Raw genomic sequence first — 17,708 nt, 5'->3', positions numbered from 1 at the left:
GCGGCGGCTGTCGGCACCGATGATCGGTTTATGAAACATCAGCGCGCCTCACCCAGTGCATAGCCCGCAATCTGGCCCAGGCCCGCAACCCGCCCCGCCGCGCCGAGCTGGATCGCGGCGCGCGGCATGCCGAACACGGTCGAGCTTGCCTCATCCTGCGCGATGGTGGTGGCGCCCGCGCGCTTCATGGCGAGCAGGCCATGCGCGCCGTCCTGCCCCATGCCGGTCAGCAGCACGCCCACCGCATTTGGCCCCACATTCTCCGCCACCGAATGGAACAGCGCATCGACGCTGGGGCGATGGCCCGACACCGGATCGCCGGGGCGCAGCTTGGCGAAATAGGGGCCGGTGCCGCGCACCGTCAGATGGCGTTCATTGCCCGGCGCCAGATAGACATTGCCCGGCATCAGCCGCACGTCGCTGTCGGCCAGCTGCACCTTCGGCGCGCAGCATTCGTCCAGCCGGCGCGCAACCGCGCTGGCGAAATGGCCGTTGATATGCTGCACGATCAGCGTCGGCGGGCAATCGGCCGGGAAGCTGGCGAGCAGCACATGGAGCGCCTCCACCCCGCCGGTCGAGGAGCCGACCGCGATCATCTCGATATCGGCACGGCGCTGGCCGCTGGCGATCGCCGCACGCGCCGGGCGCACATCGATCTGCCGGCCGCGCGTCGCGGCCGCCGCGCGGATCGACTGGGCCAGCCGGCCCCCGTCGCAGCTGAGCAGCGCGCCGGGCCGCCCCTGGGGCTTGGCATAGCAATCAACCGCGCCCATCGACAGCGCCGTCGCGGTCACTTCCGCGCCCTGCTGGGTCAGCCCCGACACGATCACGACCGGCGTCGGCCGCAGCCGCATCAGCCGCTCGAGAAAGTCGAGCCCGCTCATCCCCGGCATTTCGATGTCAAGCGTCACCACATCGGGATCAAGCGCGCGGATCTGGCCGCGCGCGTCATTGGCGTCCACGGCGGTGCCGATCACCTCGATATCGGGTTCGGCGCGCAGCAGCTCGGTCAGCAGCGCCCGCATCGTCGGAGAGTCGTCGACGATCAAGACACGGATAGTCATGCCGCTTCCTTCCGATAGATGGTGTTGCCGATGGGGCGCAGCACGCGGGCGGCCGCCCCGGTCACGCGCTCGCTATGGCCGATGTAGAGCAGGCCGCCGGGGTTCAGCTGCTCGGCAAAGCGGCTGACCAGCGTTTCCTTGGTCGGCTGATCGAAATAGATCATCACGTTGCGGCAGAAGATGACGTCGAACCGGCGCTGCATCGGCCACGCGCCGAGCAGGTTGAGCGTGCGGAACCGCACCATCCGCGTCACCTCTGGCGAGACCGTCGCGGTATCGCCGCCAACCTGCATCCATGCCTCGCGCAGCGGCGCCGGCACCGGATCGACGGCGGCCGCCGGATAGCGCGCGGCGCGGGCAGCAGCGAGCGCATGGTCGGCCAGGTCGCTGGCCAGGATCACCACATCCTGCCCGGCAATGCGGCGCCCCTCGCCCCGGTCCGCGCCCAGCAGGGTGAGCGCGATCGACCAGGTTTCCTCCCCGCTCGAACAGCCGGCAGACCAGATGCGCACCGGCTGCCCGGCATTGGCGCGGGCCACCAGCTGCGGCCGCGCCTCGGCGGCGAAATGCTCGAAATGATGTTCTTCGCGGAAGAAGAAAGTGTGGTTGGTCGTCAGCGCGCAGACCGCCTTGCGGCGCTCTTCCGCGTCATGCTCGATCATCTTGATATAATTGGCAAAGGTGCCGCAGTTGCGACCGCGCACCAGCGGCGCCAGCCGGGAATAGACCAGCATCGCCTTGCCCGGCGGCAGCACGATGCCGGCTTCCTTGTAGAGAAGCGCGCGCACCGCGTCGAAATCCGCCTCGGCATAGACGCCAGCACTTACGCCGGGCAGCCGGTCAAAGCTGGCCGCCATGTTCATTCGGCAGGCACCACATCACGCGGCACCGGGCCGACCGCAGGGGTGGAGACGGCACGCGCCACCACCGCATCGACATCGACGATCAGCGCCACCTCGCCATTGCCCAGGATGGTGGCGCCGGCGACGCCATCGATCGAGCGGTAATGGGTGGCGAGCGACTTGATGACGAACTGGCGCTGGTCGCAGATCATGTCCACCTGCAGCGCGGCCTGGCCGGCGGATTCGGTATCGACCACGATCAGCACCGCTTCGCGCGGATCAACCACCGCCCGCTCGGCACCAACAGTGCGCTCAAGCGGCAACACGGGGATGAATTTGCCGCGCACGTTCAGCATCTGGCGGCCGGCGCCCAGCGAGGCGATCTCGGCCTCGCCCGGGCGCAGGCTTTCCACCACATTGGCCAGCGGCACGACCAGCGTCTGGTCGCCCACCGTCACGATCATGCCGTCCGAAATCGCGAGCGTCAGCGGCAGCGCGAGCGTGAAGGTGCAGCCCTGGCCGGGGCGCGAATCAATGGTGATGCGACCGCCAAGGTCCTTCACATTCTGGCGCACCACATCCATGCCGACGCCGCGGCCGGAAATGTTGGACACCTGCTGCGCGGTGGAGAAGCCGGGCGCGAAGATCAGATTGTCGATATCCTCGTCCGACAGCTGCTGGTCGGGCGCGACCAGGCCGCGCTCGCGCGCCTTGGCCAGCACGCGCGACCGGTCGATGCCCTTGCCGTCGTCGCGCACCTGGATGAGGATGCGGCCCGAGCGCTGCTCGGCAGACAGATAGAGCACGCCATCGGCGGTCTTGCCGGCGGCCAGCCGCTCATTGGCCGGCTCGATGCCATGGTCGACCGCGTTGCGGATCAGGTGCGTCAGCGGCTCTCCGAGCCGTTCGAGCACAGTCTTGTCGAGCTCGGTCGCCTCGCCGGACATTTCCAACCGCACCCGCTTGCCGGTGGAGCTTTCCAACTCGCGCAGGATGCGCGGCACGCGGCTGAACACAGAGCCGATCGGCTGGGCACGGATGCCCATCGCGCTTTCCTGAATGTCGCGGGTCAGGCCATCCAGCACCGCCAGCTCGTCAATCGCGCTGAGGCCCGAGGCGCCCAGCCGCTGAGCGAGCATCGCCTGCGCGATCACCAGCTCTCCCACAGTATCTATGAGACGGTCTAGTTTGAACAGGTCGATGCGGATCGACTGGCTGGCCGCCTGGCTGACCGGCGCTTCCGCGGGCGCCTCGGCGGGCTTTGCAGCGGGCTTGGGCGCGGCGGCAACGGGGGCAGGCTTTGCCACCTGCTCGACCGCCGCCGGCTCTGCTGCGGGCGCCACGGGTTCGGCAACCGGCGCCACCACCGGCACGGGTTCCGGGACGATCTCGGCAACCGCTGCCGGCGCGTCGACCGCTTCCTCGATGGTCAGGCCGCAATCATCGCCGACGAAATCGAAAATCTCCTCGATCGCGGCACGGCTGACACTGGCCGGCACGACAAACTGCCAGCCGAGATAAGCGGCCCCTGCATCGAACTGTTCGAGCAGCGGCACATCGTCGCTGTTGATCGCGGTGCATACCCCGCCCAGCCGCGCCACTTCGCGCAGCATCAGCATCGGCTCGCCGCCATTGGCCATCGCGCCAGCGCGCGGCCGGATCGTCACCAGCCAGCCTGGCGCGGCCTCTGCGGCCGGCGCTTCGCTGCCGAAGTCCAGATCGGCGAGCAGCGCATCGACATCAAAGTCCAGGCCATCGCCAGAAGGTGTAGCCGGCGCGTCGGCAGCCTCCGCCGGCGCTGCACCGAAATTGCCGGAGCGCGCGGCGTCCAGTTCGGCCAGAATCGCCGCGTCATCGGGGTTCGCCCCGCCCGAGCGGCAGACATTCACATGGTCGGCCAGCACATCGAGCGCGCGCAGCATCAGCGCGTTGAGCGGATCGGACAGCGGCAGCACGCCGTCGCGCACGTCGGACAGCAAGGTCTCAAAGCCATGGGTGAAGGCCTGCAGCGCCTCGAAACCGAACGCCCCGGCGCCGCCCTTGATCGAGTGGACCGCGCGGAACACGGCGTTGATCGTCTCGGCATCGGCAGTGCCCGCCTTGCATGCGGACAAGCCCTGCTCGGCGGCGGCCAGCGCCTCTTCGCATTCGACGAAGAAAATTGCCTGGATTTCTTCCGCAGTCATGCCGCTTGTCCTTCAAACAGGGCGTGTGCCCCGGCCATCTCGGCCATCTCGCGCAGTGCGTCGGAGGGCAGGATGGTGCAGGTCTGCCCCAGGCTTTCCGCCGTCTTGCGCGCGCTGTAGAGCAGCTGCAGCAGGGCCTGGCCCGGCTTGGCAACTTCGCGCGCGTCGATGGTGACCGCCCCTGCGTTCAGCGCTGCCAGGATCGGATCGACCAGGCCGACGATCGCCTGGCGATCGCACCGAGCCGGCAAATTGATTTCCGCCATTATCTACCCCCCGAAATGGGCCGGTTCTCAGAACTCGGTCCAATCCTCGTCATCAACCACAACATCCTTTACCGCGAGGTTACCAACCACGGGGGGAGGAGCGGTCCGCGCGGCCGGGCGAGCCGGCGCCTTGCGGGCCACCGGCGCGGACGGCGCGCTGACCGGAGCCCGGCTGCGCTGGCCGCCATCGACCACGAAGCGGCTGACCAGATCGGTCAGCACATCGGCCTCGCTGGCTAGGCTGCGCGCGGCGGCGGTGGTTTCTTCAACCATGGCGGCGTTCTGCTGCGTGGTCTTGTCCATGTCGCCGACGGCGCTGTTCACCTGCTGCAGATTGGCAGCCTGTGCTTCGGCGGACTGGGCGATGTCGTGCACCATGGTGCTGATCTCGCCGACACGCGCGACGATGCGCTTCAGCACCTCGCCCGTCTGACCGACCAGCTCGACGCCGCCGGCCACCTGCTCGCCGCTCGCCAGGATGAGCTTCTTGATGTCCTTTGCCGCATCGGCCGAGCGCTGGGCGAGCGCGCGCACTTCGTTGGCGACCACGGCAAAGCCACGGCCCGCCTCACCAGCGCGTGCCGCTTCAACGCCGGCGTTCAGCGCGAGCAGATTCGTCTGGAAGGCAATGCCGTCGATCACGTTGATGATCTGGGTGATCTCGTTCGAAGACTGCTCGATCGCCCCCATCGCGGCCACGGTGCGCTCGACAACGGCGCCGCCATCGGTCGCTTCGCGGTGCGCCTCGGCGATCGACCGGGTGACCTCTGTTGCCGCGCGCGCGGTTTCAGAGACGCCGGCCGTCACCTGGTTCATCGCGGCCGTGGTTTCCTCCAGCGATGCCGCCTGCTGCTCGGTGCGGCGCGCCAGATCGTCAGATGCCGCACGGATTTCGCTCGAGCCGTTGCTCACGCTCGCCGCCGAATGCGACACGCCGGTCAGCGTTTCAGCAAGGCCGGAGACGGTATCGTTGAAGCCCAGGCGCAGCGGCTCATATTCAGCGGCAAAGGCGTTGTTCAGCCGCACCGCCAGATTGCCCTTGGCCAGTTCCTTCATGCCGGCGGCGAGTTCACTTACCACCTCGCGCTGCTTGGTCTCGGCGGCAGCACGGCCCTTGGCCACGTCGCGGAACACCTCGATCGCGTGGACCATGGTGCCCATTTCATCGCCCCGGTCGCCGCCTTCGACGGCAACGTCGAGATCGCCTTCGGCCATGCGCTCCATTGCCCCCGCCGTGCGCGCCAGCGGCACCAGCACCAGGCGGTTGAGATACCACAGCCCAAACATGATAAGCGCGACCACGGCCAGCCCCAGCGCCGCCATCAGCGCGCTGGTCACCATCAGCGCATTGTCGGCCTGCTTCTGAAGCGCCACGCGCTCCTTGCCGAGCAGCTCCGCCATCGCATCGGCTTCGCCGGATTGAAGATCATAGCGGCCCATCAAATCAACAAATGAGGCGTCCATCGCTTCCTTGTCGCGCCGGGCGACCGCCGGAAGGAACTGAGTATCCAGTGTTTCGAAATACCCCTCAGCCTCCTTCACAGTGCGATCGAACTGCTTGCGCAGTTCAGGCTTCATTCCGGCCGTGCGCCACTTCTGTACCTTGTCGCGGAAATTGGCTTCCATTTCCTTCAGCAATTCGCGCCGGGCCTCGAAGCTGTCGGGTTCGTAATAGAGCCGGGTCGTTTCGAAGGCGGGACCGCGGATGATGATCGTGGCAGGCACCACGTCGGAGGTCAGCCGCAACATCTTCTCACTCTCGTTGGAAAGTGCGCCGCCGAACCGGATATGGTTCATGCCAAACGACATAATGCCCGCGCTGACGACCAGCGCACCGAGGACAACCGCGCCGCCGATCTGACCTTTCTGCCTGATTTTCATATGTGCCCCATGACCCGATTGATGCGGTGAGTTCGGAGCAATGCTTGCCCCTCCTCATCCGGTGGCGGCACCTGCGGTCATTCAGGCGCGCGTCACACCTGACCGCTTATCGGAACAAGGGTAAATTTTGCTTTTAGCACGCTGCCCCGCGCCGCCTGAATTTTTGCCGGGATCGTAAAATTACGAAGAGTCTGTCGAGTGCGGGTCGACACGAAGCAACGCAGGCACAAATCAAGGCGGGCCGTGGCGGTTGCGCGCGGCGGTCTTCGCCGCCATCACCCAAGACAAACCATAGTCAGGGAGAGACGCGATGCCGCTGTACGAAATCGACGGGAAGCACCCGGTGCTCGATCCGGCGGGCGCATGGGTCGCGCCCAGTGCCGATCTGATCGGCGACGTGCGGCTGGGCGCCTGGGCCAGCGTGTGGTTCGGCGCCGTCATCCGGGGCGACAACACCCCCATGATCGTGGGTGCGCGCAGCAATATTCAGGAGGGCGCGATGCTCCATTCCGATTTCGGCGCGCCGCTGACGATCGGCGCCGATTGCACCATCGGCCACCACGCCATTCTCCACGGCTGCACGATTGGCGATCTGGTGCTGGTGGGCATGGGCGCGATCGTGCTCAACCGCGCGGTGATTGGCGAAGGCTGCATCATTGGCGCCGGCGCACTGGTGACCGAGGACAAGGTGTTTGAGGCCAACACGCTGATCGTCGGCAGCCCGGCGCGGGCCGTGCGCCAGGTGGACGAACGCGGCACCGCGCTCCTGCGCGCCTCCGCCCAGCATTATGTCGAAAAAGCGCAGGCCATGGCCGCCGGGCTCAGGCGGATCGACTGAACCCGGCGGCGCAGGATTACTTCGCGTCGGCAAGCCAGGCGGTCACCGCCTCGCGCAGCCGGTCCGCCGCGGCCTTGTTGACAGCGATGGTCGCCAGTGCCCGGGTGAGCCCCCCGCGAGACTCGACCGGAATGTTCTTCTCGGCAAAGGCTTTCAGCTTGCCGGGCATCGCCGGATCGCTCGACCCCGCCCCCAGGCCGACGACAAATTGCGCACGCGTGCTCGTCTCCAGAAAGCCGTTGACGGTCTCCAGATTGGCAACGGCCCAGTCGAACGCCAAGTCCGGGTGGCGGCCGGCAATGGTGGCGAGCAGGCTGCCCTTTTGCGGCGCAGTAAGTTCTGCCCCTGACAGCAGGCCCAACGCGCGGGTCGCGAGCGCCGGATTGCGCGACTGGCCCAGCAGCCGGACATAGCCGTTCTTCACCACCGGGTCGGACGTCGACTTCAGCAGCGCAAACAGCGCGTCCCACTCCTCAGGCGTCGCGTTTGCCGCAAAGCTGTTCAGAATGGGCTGGCGGATCGAGGGCGGAATGGCGGTCGGGTTGGTTGCCAGCTGCGCCACATAGCGCCGCGCCTCCGCCATCACGGCCGGATCGCCATTCACGCCCAGCCGGCTGATGAGCGATTCGCGCAGCGTCGTCACCAGCGGTTCCTCGCCCGGCTTGGCGACGAAGCCGATCCGCGCCAGCACCGGCGACAGGATCTGGTTGCTGCGCGCCCTGAGCGGCGCCTCCAGCGGGGTGCCGAAGAACAGGCCGATCAGGCTGGACAGCTGGCCATTGACGGTCGACCATTCCAGCGGGCTCGCGTCCTGCTTTACCTGGCCCAGCACCGCGAAATAGGGCGTCAGCGTCTGATCCCCCGACAAAGCGAGCGCGAAATCATCGCTCAGCGTGCCGAGCCGGTCGGCCAGATCGAGCTTGGCATAATCGCCGACGATGGCGGCATGGCTGGGCGCGTCATAGGCAATGCGTGCATAGCTGCCCTTGCCCAGATTGCCGACCACGGTGCCGCACCCGGCCAGCCGGATGCTGTTCGGCGCGCCGGCGGTCACAATAGCGGGCGTTGCCTTGCCGCCGAGCGTCGACAGCACCATCGGCACCCGCCAGCGCTGCGGCGTCTTGGAGGCCGCATCGAGCCCGAACCGCGACTGTGTGAGCGTAACCGGCGTCTGCCCGCCGGCGCAGGCACCGGCCGACACTGTCACCATCGGCACACCGGCCTGGCGGGTGAAGTCATTGGCGATTTCGGCAACCGGCTTGCCGGCGGCCGCCGCCAGTTCGGCCCAGAGCTGGCCGGTTTCGGTGTTCTGGTATTTGTAGCGCGCCATGTAGCGACGGATGCCGGCGCGGAACGTGTCCGCCCCCAGCGTCGATTCGAGCATGCCGATCACGGCCTGCCCCTTCTGATAGGTGATCGCGTCGAACGATTCGCCGATCTGGTCGACCGTTTCGACATGCCGCACGATCGGGTGCGTGGCGGCGGTCGCGTCGATGCCCATCGCGCCCTCACGCTCCTCGGTCACGGCGGACGCGCGCGCATTCCATGCGGGGTTGAGATCAGCGGAGGCCTTGCTCTCCATCCACGAGGCGAAGCCTTCGTTCAGCCACAGATCGTCCCACCATTTCATGGTGACCAGGTCGCCGAACCACTGGTGCGCCATTTCATGCGCCACGACGGTGAAGATGCGCTGGCGAGCACTTTCCGTCGCGCGCTTGGGATCAAACAGCAATGTGGGCTCGAAATAGAAGATCGCGCCCCAATTCTCCATAGCGCCGAAGAACTGGCTGGAGCCGGGGCCGGCGATCATGTCGAGCTTGGGCAGCGGATAGGGCTGGCCGAAATAGTCATTGTAGTAAGTAAGCAGGCGCTTGGCCTCCGCCAGCGCATAGTCGCCCTGATCCACCACGCCGCGCCGCGTGATGATGCCGATCTCGGTCTTGCCGGCCATCACCGTCTTGCGCTCGACATCGCCCATGCCGAGGAACAGCAGATAGCTGGACATGACAGGGCTGGTCGCAAAGCTGTAGAGCTGGCGCCCATCGGCCAGCTTGCTGACGGTGGCCGGCATGTTGGAGAAGGCCAGCTGCCCCGCCGGCGCCACCGCCGACAGCTTGAACCGCGCCTTGAACGACGGCTCGTCGAACATCGGCGCGAAGCGGCGGGCATCGGGCGCCTCGAACTGCGTGGCAAGCATGCGCGCGGACGTGCCATCCGCATTCTTATAGTCGATCGCGAAGAAGCCAGCGGCGGTGTCGTTGATCTTGCCCTTCCACTGGAAAGCGAGCGTGTGGGTTCCCGGCTTCAACGGCGCAGCGGCGGTGAGCGTGATGCGCTGCTGCTTGTCGTCAGCGGTCAGCGTTGCCTTGCGCCCGTCGATCGTGGCCGAGCCGATATCAAGATCGGCGGCATTCAGCGTCACGGTGCGCGTCGGCGCCTTCACGGTAACCGTGATCGTCTCCCGCCCGGTGAAGCGCTTGGTGGCGGCATCCGGATCAACGGTGATGTCATAACGCACCGGCACCACCGTCTTGGGCAGTTGACCAGCCGCCATGGCCGGCGCCGAAGCCCCCATCATCAACACGCCCATCACCAGTGCCGATCGCTTCATGCCATTCTCTCCGCCAAAGGAAATCATCGTGCGCTGCCTTAGGCGATTTTCGCCGTGATGCAATTGCGCGGGGTCTGGACAACGCAATTCGTTGTCGTATGAAACTTGATTTATGAGCCTGCCTCCTCTGTTCGATCGCCTGCGGCTGCCGCTGATCGGTTCCCCGCTGTTCATCATTTCCGGACCCGATCTGGTGATTGCCCAGTGCAAGGCGGGCATTGTCGGGGCGTTCCCGGCGCTCAACGCGCGGCCGCAGGCGCTGCTTGACGAGTGGCTGCACCGCATTACCGAGGAACTGTCGGCCTGGAACCGTGACAATCCGGATCGGCCGGCGGCGCCATTTGCGGTCAACCAGATCGTGCACCGCTCGAACGACCGGCTTGAAGCCGATCTTGCCACCTGCGCCAAATGGCAGGTGCCGATCATCATCACGTCGCTGGGTGCGCGTGAAGACCTGAACACCGCCGTGCACGGCTGGGGCGGCATCACCCTGCACGACATCATCGACGACCGCTTCGCGCGCAAGGCAATCGAAAAGGGCGCGGACGGGCTGATCGCGGTTGCCGCCGGCGCCGGCGGCCATGCCGGGCGGCAGAGCCCCTTCGCGCTGGTGCAGGAAATCCGCCAGTGGTTCGACGGGCCGCTCGCACTGTCCGGATCGATGGCAACGGGCGGCGCGCTGCTGGCCGCACAGGCGATGGGCGCCGATCTTGGCTATATCGGCTCCGCTTTCATCGCCACCAAGGAAGCCAATGCGGTCGACGGGTACAAGGATGAGATCGTCAAGTCGCGCGCCAGCGACATCGTCTATTCAGACCTGTTTACCGGGGTGTGGGGCAATTATCTGCGCGGCTCGATCGAGCGCGCCGGGCTCGACCCCGACAATCTGCCCAAGGGCGACCTGAGCACGATGAACTTCGGCGGCAACGAAGGCAGCAAAGCAAAGGCCTGGCGCGATATCTGGGGATCGGGCCAGGGCGTTGGCGCCATTGATCGCGTCTCGACGGTCGCGGAATATGTCGACAAGCTCGAGCGCGAATATCACGCGGCGCGCGAGCGGATCGGCGCGCTCCCGGTCGCGGTGCCGGCCTAGGGCGATCGTTTCAGAAAGCGTTGTTCAGCCGCGCGAGCATTGCGCGCGCCGGGCTGACGGTCGGCACGTCTTCTTCGGCTGAATCAAGCAGTGCCGTGCGGCGGAACAGGTCGATGCTGGCGTCGATCAGCTGCCGCGCGCGTGGCGGCATCAACTGCAACGCCGCCGTATCGCTCGACGGGCCAGTGCCCAGCCGGCGCGACGGATCGCGCGCGTCGCGCGGGCTCATTTCGCCGGCGGCAACCGCCCGCTGGGTGAGCAGCCAGGCAATCACGTGCATCAGCCGCGTGGTGACCTTCAACGACTCGCACGAGAAGCTCACCCGCGCCATCGGGTCCAGCGCCTCGCGCTCCTCGCGCCCGCCCTCATCGAAATAGCTGCGCGCCTCATCCGCCATCACCATCGCCTCGACGTAGAGCTGGTCGATCAGCCGGCGGTGCAGAAGTGCATTATCAACGTCCATCCCCATGCCCGGAATATGCCAGAACGATCGCGGCACGAAAACGTCCGCGGGCACGCGCGACCGTCCCAAAACTGCGCGTCAGGCGATAATGTCGGGGATAAGTTGATCCTCGATCATGGCGATCTCGTCACGCAGGCGCAGCTTGCGCTTCTTGAGTCGCGCGATCTGCAGCTCATCGGCATTGGGTTGGGTAAACAGCGCCGCAATCGCGCTATCCAGATCTCTATGCTCACAGCGCAGCGTTTCCAGCTGCTGTTTTAGATTGCGTTGATCCATCGGCGCTTCCTGATCGCGACCGGCCAATAGCAAGTTTTGGCGCCGGCGCACCGGCCAAAATCGCTTCGTCGAAAAAATCGGCAGAGCCGGCGCCACCCCCCTCGCCAACCCATGCGAATCGTGATTAGCTTGGTGCCCCCGGGTCGCTTTCCGGGGCGTTTCGGGAAAGGAGTCGATCCCCCATGAACAGCGCTCATCACGCATCTTTGATGGCCAAACACGCCACGCTGGACCGGCGCATTGCGCTCGAATCGCAGCGACCGTTGCCTGATGCGCTGGTGATCGCCGACCTGAAGAAACAGAAGCTGAAAATCAAGGAAGAGATGTCGGCGCACTGAGCAGGTTGCCCGGGCCGGGCGCTTCGTCCGGCCGGGCACCAAATTGCGCCAGCGCCGTCCCCATGATCACAACGATAGCTAGAATAGCGTCGTGATCGGCTTGGCAATTGTGGCCTTGCCGCGGCCGACAACGGGCTTGCGCGCCAGCATCGGATCAATGGGCGCGTTGAAGGAAATTCCCAGCCGCCCCTGAGTGCACCAGGCAACGCGACCACTGACCCAGCCGATGCCGCGAACATCGACTTCGACCGGGATGTCCTTGTCGATCGGCTTCGGGGTTTCCGCCATCAGCCCGCCGCTCGACAGGTTGCGCACGCGCACCGGCACGAGATCGCGCATGCCGGGCACGCGCACCGATGCCATCAGGAACAGGCTGTCGCGCACACGATGCCGATCAGCATTGGCGGCCGCGTCAACCGACTCAAAAGGATCTTGCGGAAACTGGTCCATTGCTCACTCTGATTGACGTCCCTCGACGGAACGGCATTAGAGCAGCAATGCTTAGCAAAATGCTTAAATCGGGCGCGCGATCAGTCGTCTCGCGACACTTTCTCGTTGCGCTCGTGGCGCTCCTGCGCCTCCACCGTCATGGTAGCGATCGGCCGCGCTTCCAGCCGGGCGAGCGAAATCGGCTCACCGGTGACCTCGCAATAGCCATATTCGCCCTCATCGATCCGGCGGAGCGCCGCATCGATCTTCGCAATCAGCTTGCGCTGCCGGTCGCGGGTGCGCAGTTCGATTGACCAGTCGGTCTCGCTTGATGCGCGATCGGTAAGGTCGGCTTCGCGCAGGCTGTCGCTCTGGAGCTGGTTCAGCGTGCCCTGGGCTTCGGCGAGAATGGCGTCCTTCCACTTCAACAGCTTCTGCCGGAAATAGGCCTGCTGTCGCGGGTTCATAAATGGTTCGTCGGCGTTCGGCCGATACTCGTTTTCGGGGTCGTTGGCGGCAACCGGCCCAGGTTGCTCCGCCTCGCTAACGCTTTTGACTACAGACGCCATGCTACTCTCCTGACGCGACTGCGCTGTTGCGCTTTTGTCCCACCCGGCGCGCCTATAACCGCACTGGGCGTTGGGAACAAGCAACGTTTGCGCCAAGCATCCGCATTTCATGGCATTTCTTGCGCATGATCCCACAGGATTTGAAATTTGCGATCAAGACCGGATGCCTGCCTCCGGCACATGGGAAAGACCGCAGCAAGAAAAATGTCCCATTTCGATACATCATCGCGCCCAATATCAAATCACTGATGGCGCAATCCCAAAGCTGGGCAGCTTTCGTGGTTAATCTCGTTGTAATTAATAGTTTGTTCTGCACTTTATTAGATACGGTCCCGTCATAGCCCGCTCATCCAAAGCGGGCTGGGCGGGGCAAGCCGACCAAGAGAGAGTGTGGCGCATGTCAGTTCGGATGGCTTTGGCAAAACTATGTGCGTGCGCTTGCGGTGGCGCCGTGGTTGGCGGCGGCGCCGTTCACATGACCGAATCGGCAAAGCCGCGTGTCGCCTATGTCAAAAAGACCAAGCGCGTCGTGCATCGCACGGCCGTGCGCCAGGTCGCCGGCAAGGCCACGCGCGTGCGCAGGATCACACGGACCACGACCACGGCGACCTGCCCGCCCGCCACCGTGACGGTGGCGAGCACACCCGTGCCGCTGCCCCCGCCCTATGCCGGGTCGAGCGGTGACTTCCCGATCGCCGGCGGCGGCGGTGGCGTGGCGCCGGTGATCATCGGCGGCACGGGCGGATTCGGCGGCGGCTTTGGTGGTGGCTTTTTTGGCGGTGGTTTCTTCGGCGGCGGTGGCGGCAGCAGCGGCGTGGTGATTTCATCCTCGGGCGGCAGCGGCGGTTCGGCATCGTCGACCTCCACCTCGGGCGGGTCCTCGTCGACGTCGGGCGGATCGACCTCGGGCGGGTCGACGTCGAGCGGCACGAGCAGCGGCACCACGTCGAGCGGCACCAGCGGCGGCATCAACATCATCATCTCGTCGACCTCGTCGGGCAATATCTCGTCGGCCAGCGGTGGCAGCGGCGGCTCCTCCGGCAACATCTCGTCGGCGAGCGGCGGCAGCGGCGGGTCGTCGGGCGATATCTCGTCCTCTACCTCGTCGGGCAGCGTGTCGAGCACCTCGTCCACGGGCGGCTCGTCCACCTCGTCGGGCAGTGTGTCGAGCACGTCCTCGACCGGCGGCTCCTCGACCGGTGGTTCGTCGTCGAGCGGCAATGTGACGTCGGCGAGCGGTGGCTCGTCGGGCGACATCACCAGCTCGGCAAGCTCCAGCGGCGCGGTGACCTCCTCGTCGTCGGGCGACATCACCAGCTCGGCCAGTTCGAGCGGCGTGGTGGCCTCGTCGACCAGCACCAGCGCCTCGTCGAGTTTCTCGACCTCGACCGGCGGGTTCAGCACGACCAGCAGCACCTCGGGCTCGACTTCGACCTCGGGCTCCAGCTCCACGTCGAGCGCCAGCTCGTCGGGCGGCAGCACCTCGTCGGGCGGGCCGGAGCCGGTGCCGGCACCGCCGATGGTCCTGCTGTTCGGCGCGGCAGCCGCAGCGCTGGTCGCGCGCAAGCGGCTCGCCCGCCGCGCGGCGCCGGCCGAAGTCGCGCAGGGCGAAGCCGCCTAATCCCGCGCTTGCCTGTTGGCATTGGCCCCGCCATAGCGCGGGGCCATGCACGACATCCGCTTCATCCGCGAATACCCTGAACGCTTTGACGAAGGGCTGGCGCGCCGCGCCCTGCCACCGCGCGCGGCCGAGCTGATCGCGCTCGACGAGCGCCGCCGCGCCGTCACCACGCGGATGCAGGCCGCCCAGGCGCGCCGCAACGACGCCTCCAAGGCAATCGGCGCGGCCAAGGCAGCAAAGGATGAAGCCACCGCCCAGGCGCTGATGGCGGAAGTGGCCGCGCTGAAGACCGAGCTTCCCGCACTGGAAGCCGAAGAAAAGGCGCTCGGCGAGGAATTGCAACAGGCGCTGGCGCTGATCCCCAATCTGCCGGCCGACGATGTGCCCGTTGGCGCGGACGAAGCCGGCAATGTCGAGGTTTCGCGCTGGGGCACGCCGCGCGCGTTCGACTTTGCGCCCAAGGAACATGCCGATCTCGCCCCCGCGCTCGGCATGGATTTCGAGACCGGCGCGCGGCTGTCCGGCGCGCGGTTCACCTTTCTGCGCGGCGACATGGCCCGCCTCCACCGCGCGCTCGGCCAGTTCATGCTCGACACGCAGACCCGCGAGCATGGCTATACCGAGTGCAACCCGCCTGTGCTGGTGGGCGATGGCGCAATGTATGGTACCGATAAATTACCGAAGTTTGCCGAGGATAGCTTCCGAACCAGCGATGGCCGCTGGCTCATCCCCACCAGCGAAGTCTCCCTCACCGCCAGTGTGATGGGCGAGCTGCTCGACGAAGCCGCCCTGCCCATCCGCCTCTCCGCGCTCACCCTGTGCTTCCGTTCCGAAGCGGGCGCCGCCGGGCGCGACACGCGCGGGTTCATCCGCCAGCACCAGTTCGAGAAGTGCGAACTCGTCAGCATCGTCCGCCCCGAGGACAGCGAGGCCGAGCATCAGCGGATGACCCGCGCGGCGGAGACGATCCTCGAAAAGCTGAACCTCCCCTATCGCAAGCTGCTGCTGTGCACCGGCGACATGGGCTTTGGCGCGCGCAAGACCTATGATCTTGAGGTTTGGCTCCCCGGCCAGGGCACGTATCGCGAGATCAGTTCCTGCTCGAACACGGGCGATTTCCAGGCGCGGCGGATGAACACGCGCTACCGCGTGGCGGGCGAGCAGAAGAAGACCGAATTCGTCCACACGCTCAACGGCTCGGGCCTTGCGGTCGGGCGCACGCTCGTCGCCGTGATCGAGAATTACCAGAATGCGGATGGCAGCGTCACCGTGCCGGACGCGCTGCGGCCATATATGGGCGGCGTCAACCGGCTGGAGCTCGCCTGATGCGCATCCTGCTGACCAATGATGACGGCTATCACGCGCCGGGACTGAAGGTGCTGGAGGAGATCGCCGCCACGCTTTCCGACGATGTGTGGATCGTGGCGCCGGCCGAGGAACAATCGGGTGCGGGCCATTCGCTTACCCTCACCCGCCCGTTGCGCGTGCGGCAGCACGGCGAGCGCCGCTTTGCCGTGGCCGGCACTCCGACCGACGCGGTGATGATGGCGCTGGCGCGGATCATGGCCGATGCCAAACCAGACCTGATCCTGTCGGGCGTCAATCGCGGCGCCAATCTGGCGGAAGATGTGACCTATTCCGGCACCGTTTCCGCGGCGATGGAAGGGGCGCTGGCCGGCGTCCGCTCGATTGCGCTCAGCCAGGCCTATGCGCGCGAGGGGATGGGCGATGTGGTGCCCTTCGCCGCTGCCCGCGCTTGGGGCGCGAAAGTGCTCAAGCCGCTGCTGGAGGCCCCGCTCGCGCCGCGCACCCTGGTCAACATCAACTTCCCGCCATGCGATGCGGAGCAGGTGCAGGGCGTGCGCGTGGTGGGCCAGGGCCTGCGCGATTATGGCCGGCTCAGGATCGTCACCAATCGCGATCCGCGTGGCTATGAATATCACTGGTTCGCGCTGGGGCCGACAATCGAGACGCCCGCGCACGCGACCGACCTCGAGGCGGTCGCCGACGGCTATGTCGCTGTCACGCCACTGCATCTTGACCTGACACACCATCAATCGATCGATATGATCCGCGCAGCCTATGAGTAAGCGGAGCTGGTGATGCGGGGCATGGCGTTTCTCGGAATGGCGCTGGTGCAGGGCGCGGTGCTGGCCGGGTGCATTCCACCGCCGATCGAGCGGGCGAGCGATCGCGGGCCGCAGGTAAGCCTACCGGCCGGTTATGACCAGCTGCCGCCCGACCAGCCGCCGCCACCGGTTGCCGCCGCGCCCGCGACGAGCCAGGCGATGCCCGGCGCCCCTGCCCGCCCCGTCTGGGAGGCGCGCCCGGTAACCCCGGATGCGCAGGATGTGGCGGCGCAAGACTATGTCGTACAGCCGGGCGACACGCTGCGCGCCATCGCCAACAAGACCGGCGCCGGGTCGGAAGCGATCGCGCGGGCGAACGGGCTGGTGGCGCCGTTCATCATCAAGCCGGGCCAGCTGCTGAAGATCCCGGCCGGGCGCTATCACCTGGTGCGCGCGGGCGAGACCGGGATCGCCATCGCCCGCGCCTATGGCGTGCCGTGGCGGCAGGTGGTGGCCGACAATGCGCTGGAGGAGCCGTTCATCCTGCGCGCCGGGCAGCGCGTGCTGATTCCGCGCACCACGCCGCAAAGCCCGGCCGAGCGCGCCGATGCGCTGATGGTCGATATCGAGGATATCGTGACCGGCGGCGAGCCGGCCGTTGCCAGCACCGCGCCGCCGGCGGCCCCCACCACCAGCCCCGCGCGGGTGCTGCCGCCGGAAACCAGCGTCACCACCCCGGCGCGCTTCGCCGGTGGCTGGGGCTGGCCGGTGACCGGCACGGTGGTGCGGCGCTTCGGCCCCGGGGCAAGCGGGGAGCGCAATGACGGCATCAAGATCGCAGTGCCGCTGCAAACGCCGGTGCTGGCCTCGGCCGATGGCGTCGTGGCCTATAGCGGCAACAGCGTGGCCGGGCTGGGCGGGCTGGTCATGCTGAAACATGGCGATGGCTGGAGCAGCTTTTACGGCCATGTCGGGCAGGTGCTGGTGCAGCGTGGCCAATCGGTGAAGCGCGGGCAAACCATTGCGCTGTCGGGCGACAGCGGCTTTGCCGACCGACCCGAGCTTCATTTCGAGCTGCGCAAAGGCCGCGCGCCGGTGGACCCGCTGAGCCAGTTGCCGCGCCGCTGAACCGGCGCCCAGCGATTGCCGCTTGAATGACCGG

At 66.6% G+C, this 17,708-nt stretch carries 17 protein-coding genes; 6 read left to right on the top strand and 11 right to left on the bottom strand.

Going from position 1 to position 17,708, the window contains the following annotated elements; translation table 11 throughout:
* Positions 1 to 38 precede the first annotated feature (38 nt).
* The 5 genes from K2Y03_RS09655 to K2Y03_RS09635 are packed head-to-tail and all read right to left on the bottom strand — an operon-like array spanning position 39 to position 6,167.
* Positions 39 to 1,064 carry a chemotaxis response regulator protein-glutamate methylesterase gene (locus K2Y03_RS09655; protein ID WP_294090374.1) on the bottom strand — a complete coding sequence of 342 codons (1,026 nt, stop codon included), beginning with the start codon at positions 1,062 to 1,064 and terminating at the stop codon, positions 39 to 41.
* Entirely contained in the window at positions 1,061 to 1,927 is an 867-nt protein-coding gene (locus K2Y03_RS09650; protein ID WP_294090373.1) for a protein-glutamate O-methyltransferase CheR, read from the bottom strand. Before K2Y03_RS09650 ends, K2Y03_RS09655 begins: the two co-directional genes overlap by 4 nt.
* The gene (locus K2Y03_RS09645; RefSeq protein WP_294090371.1) at positions 1,924 to 4,092 is read right to left on the bottom strand and encodes a chemotaxis protein CheA; all 2,169 of its coding nucleotides are present in this window, start codon (positions 4,090 to 4,092) and stop codon (positions 1,924 to 1,926) included. The genes K2Y03_RS09650 and K2Y03_RS09645 overlap by 4 nt, the downstream gene beginning before the upstream one ends.
* Positions 4,089 to 4,358, bottom strand: coding sequence for an STAS domain-containing protein (locus K2Y03_RS09640; protein WP_294090369.1), 270 nt, complete (start codon positions 4,356 to 4,358; stop codon positions 4,089 to 4,091). The genes K2Y03_RS09645 and K2Y03_RS09640 overlap by 4 nt, the downstream gene beginning before the upstream one ends.
* A gap of 27 nt (positions 4,359 to 4,385) precedes the next feature.
* Positions 4,386 to 6,167, bottom strand: coding sequence for a methyl-accepting chemotaxis protein (locus K2Y03_RS09635; protein WP_294090367.1), 1,782 nt, complete (start codon positions 6,165 to 6,167; stop codon positions 4,386 to 4,388).
* A gap of 382 nt (positions 6,168 to 6,549) precedes the next feature.
* Between K2Y03_RS09635 and K2Y03_RS09630 the strand changes: the two genes are divergently transcribed.
* Positions 6,550 to 7,077, top strand: coding sequence for a gamma carbonic anhydrase family protein (locus K2Y03_RS09630; protein ID WP_294090366.1), 528 nt, complete (start codon positions 6,550 to 6,552; stop codon positions 7,075 to 7,077).
* 16 nt (positions 7,078 to 7,093) lie between these two features.
* On the opposite strand, the gene K2Y03_RS09625 is transcribed toward K2Y03_RS09630, so the two are convergent.
* Entirely contained in the window at positions 7,094 to 9,688 is a 2,595-nt protein-coding gene (locus tag K2Y03_RS09625; RefSeq protein WP_294090364.1) for a M1 family metallopeptidase, read from the bottom strand.
* A gap of 112 nt (positions 9,689 to 9,800) precedes the next feature.
* Here K2Y03_RS09625 and K2Y03_RS09620 point away from each other — a divergent pair, with 112 nt between their 5' ends.
* The gene (locus K2Y03_RS09620; protein ID WP_294090363.1) at positions 9,801 to 10,781 is read left to right on the top strand and encodes a nitronate monooxygenase family protein; all 981 of its coding nucleotides are present in this window, start codon (positions 9,801 to 9,803) and stop codon (positions 10,779 to 10,781) included.
* A gap of 10 nt (positions 10,782 to 10,791) precedes the next feature.
* On the opposite strand, the gene K2Y03_RS09615 is transcribed toward K2Y03_RS09620, so the two are convergent.
* Together K2Y03_RS09615 and K2Y03_RS09610 are read right to left on the bottom strand one after the other, a co-directional pair.
* Positions 10,792 to 11,244, bottom strand: coding sequence for a DUF1465 family protein (locus tag K2Y03_RS09615; protein WP_294090362.1), 453 nt, complete (start codon positions 11,242 to 11,244; stop codon positions 10,792 to 10,794).
* 78 nt (positions 11,245 to 11,322) lie between these two features.
* Entirely contained in the window at positions 11,323 to 11,520 is a 198-nt protein-coding gene (locus K2Y03_RS09610) for a DUF465 domain-containing protein (protein ID WP_294090375.1), read from the bottom strand.
* A gap of 182 nt (positions 11,521 to 11,702) precedes the next feature.
* On the opposite strand from K2Y03_RS09610, the gene K2Y03_RS09605 reads away from it, so the two are divergent.
* Positions 11,703 to 11,858: a YdcH family protein gene (locus K2Y03_RS09605; protein ID WP_294090361.1), complete on the top strand. Its 156-nt coding sequence runs from the start codon at positions 11,703 to 11,705 to the stop codon at positions 11,856 to 11,858.
* Between the two features lie 78 nt (positions 11,859 to 11,936).
* Here K2Y03_RS09605 and K2Y03_RS09600 read toward each other — a convergent pair whose 3' ends face one another.
* The 3 genes from K2Y03_RS09600 to K2Y03_RS09590 all read right to left on the bottom strand — a co-directional run bounded on the left by K2Y03_RS09600 (position 11,937) and on the right by K2Y03_RS09590 (position 14,338).
* Positions 11,937 to 12,308 (bottom strand): PilZ domain-containing protein, encoded by a 372-nt coding sequence (locus K2Y03_RS09600; RefSeq protein WP_294090360.1) that lies wholly within the window; start codon positions 12,306 to 12,308, stop codon positions 11,937 to 11,939.
* Positions 12,309 to 12,388: 80 nt separating this feature from the next.
* Positions 12,389 to 12,856, bottom strand: coding sequence for an RNA polymerase-binding protein DksA (gene dksA, locus K2Y03_RS09595; RefSeq protein ID WP_294090358.1), 468 nt, complete (start codon positions 12,854 to 12,856; stop codon positions 12,389 to 12,391).
* 663 nt (positions 12,857 to 13,519) lie between these two features.
* A complete protein-coding gene (locus K2Y03_RS09590) occupies positions 13,520 to 14,338 on the bottom strand; it encodes a hypothetical protein (protein ID WP_294090357.1) in 819 nt (272 codons plus the stop codon).
* Positions 14,339 to 14,522: 184 nt separating this feature from the next.
* Between K2Y03_RS09590 and serS the strand changes: the two genes are divergently transcribed.
* From serS to K2Y03_RS09575, 3 genes are read left to right on the top strand one after another with little or no spacing between them, the layout of a single operon-like run.
* Positions 14,523 to 15,803: a serine--tRNA ligase gene (gene serS, locus K2Y03_RS09585; RefSeq protein WP_294090356.1), complete on the top strand. Its 1,281-nt coding sequence runs from the start codon at positions 14,523 to 14,525 to the stop codon at positions 15,801 to 15,803.
* Entirely contained in the window at positions 15,803 to 16,567 is a 765-nt protein-coding gene (gene surE / locus K2Y03_RS09580) for a 5'/3'-nucleotidase SurE (RefSeq protein ID WP_294090355.1), read from the top strand. Before serS ends, surE begins: the two co-directional genes overlap by 1 nt.
* A 12-nt stretch (positions 16,568 to 16,579) precedes the next feature.
* Positions 16,580 to 17,674 carry a M23 family metallopeptidase gene (locus K2Y03_RS09575; RefSeq protein WP_294090354.1) on the top strand — a complete coding sequence of 365 codons (1,095 nt, stop codon included), beginning with the start codon at positions 16,580 to 16,582 and terminating at the stop codon, positions 17,672 to 17,674.
* The last annotated feature ends 34 nt before the right edge of the window (positions 17,675 to 17,708 follow it).

The sequence above is a fragment of the Sphingomonas sp. genome (assembly GCF_019746015.1).
Lineage (GTDB): Bacteria > Pseudomonadota > Alphaproteobacteria > Sphingomonadales > Sphingomonadaceae > Sphingomonas.
This window is presented reverse-complemented; position numbering and strand designations above follow the sequence as displayed.

What these genes read in the sequence shown, in the direction of transcription:
- K2Y03_RS09655 (WP_294090374.1), bottom strand. Translation starts at nt 1,064, where the DNA reads ATGACTATCCGTGTCTTGATCGTCGACGACTCTCCGACGATGCGGGCG.
- K2Y03_RS09650 (WP_294090373.1), bottom strand. Translation starts at nt 1,927, where the DNA reads ATGAACATGGCGGCCAGCTTTGACCGGCTGCCCGGCGTAAGTGCTGGC.
- K2Y03_RS09645 (WP_294090371.1), bottom strand. Translation starts at nt 4,092, where the DNA reads ATGACTGCGGAAGAAATCCAGGCAATTTTCTTCGTCGAATGCGAAGAG.
- K2Y03_RS09640 (WP_294090369.1), bottom strand. Translation starts at nt 4,358, where the DNA reads ATGGCGGAAATCAATTTGCCGGCTCGGTGCGATCGCCAGGCGATCGTC.
- K2Y03_RS09635 (WP_294090367.1), bottom strand. Translation starts at nt 6,167, where the DNA reads ATGTCGTTTGGCATGAACCATATCCGGTTCGGCGGCGCACTTTCCAAC.
- K2Y03_RS09630 (WP_294090366.1), top strand. Translation starts at nt 6,550, where the DNA reads ATGCCGCTGTACGAAATCGACGGGAAGCACCCGGTGCTCGATCCGGCG.
- K2Y03_RS09625 (WP_294090364.1), bottom strand. Translation starts at nt 9,688, where the DNA reads ATGAAGCGATCGGCACTGGTGATGGGCGTGTTGATGATGGGGGCTTCG.
- K2Y03_RS09620 (WP_294090363.1), top strand. Translation starts at nt 9,801, where the DNA reads ATGAGCCTGCCTCCTCTGTTCGATCGCCTGCGGCTGCCGCTGATCGGT.
- K2Y03_RS09615 (WP_294090362.1), bottom strand. Translation starts at nt 11,244, where the DNA reads ATGGACGTTGATAATGCACTTCTGCACCGCCGGCTGATCGACCAGCTC.
- K2Y03_RS09610 (WP_294090375.1), bottom strand. Translation starts at nt 11,520, where the DNA reads ATGGATCAACGCAATCTAAAACAGCAGCTGGAAACGCTGCGCTGTGAG.
- K2Y03_RS09605 (WP_294090361.1), top strand. Translation starts at nt 11,703, where the DNA reads ATGAACAGCGCTCATCACGCATCTTTGATGGCCAAACACGCCACGCTG.
- K2Y03_RS09600 (WP_294090360.1), bottom strand. Translation starts at nt 12,308, where the DNA reads ATGGACCAGTTTCCGCAAGATCCTTTTGAGTCGGTTGACGCGGCCGCC.
- dksA (WP_294090358.1), bottom strand. Translation starts at nt 12,856, where the DNA reads ATGGCGTCTGTAGTCAAAAGCGTTAGCGAGGCGGAGCAACCTGGGCCG.
- serS (WP_294090356.1), top strand. Translation starts at nt 14,523, where the DNA reads ATGCACGACATCCGCTTCATCCGCGAATACCCTGAACGCTTTGACGAA.
- surE (WP_294090355.1), top strand. Translation starts at nt 15,803, where the DNA reads ATGCGCATCCTGCTGACCAATGATGACGGCTATCACGCGCCGGGACTG.
- K2Y03_RS09575 (WP_294090354.1), top strand. Translation starts at nt 16,580, where the DNA reads ATGCGGGGCATGGCGTTTCTCGGAATGGCGCTGGTGCAGGGCGCGGTG.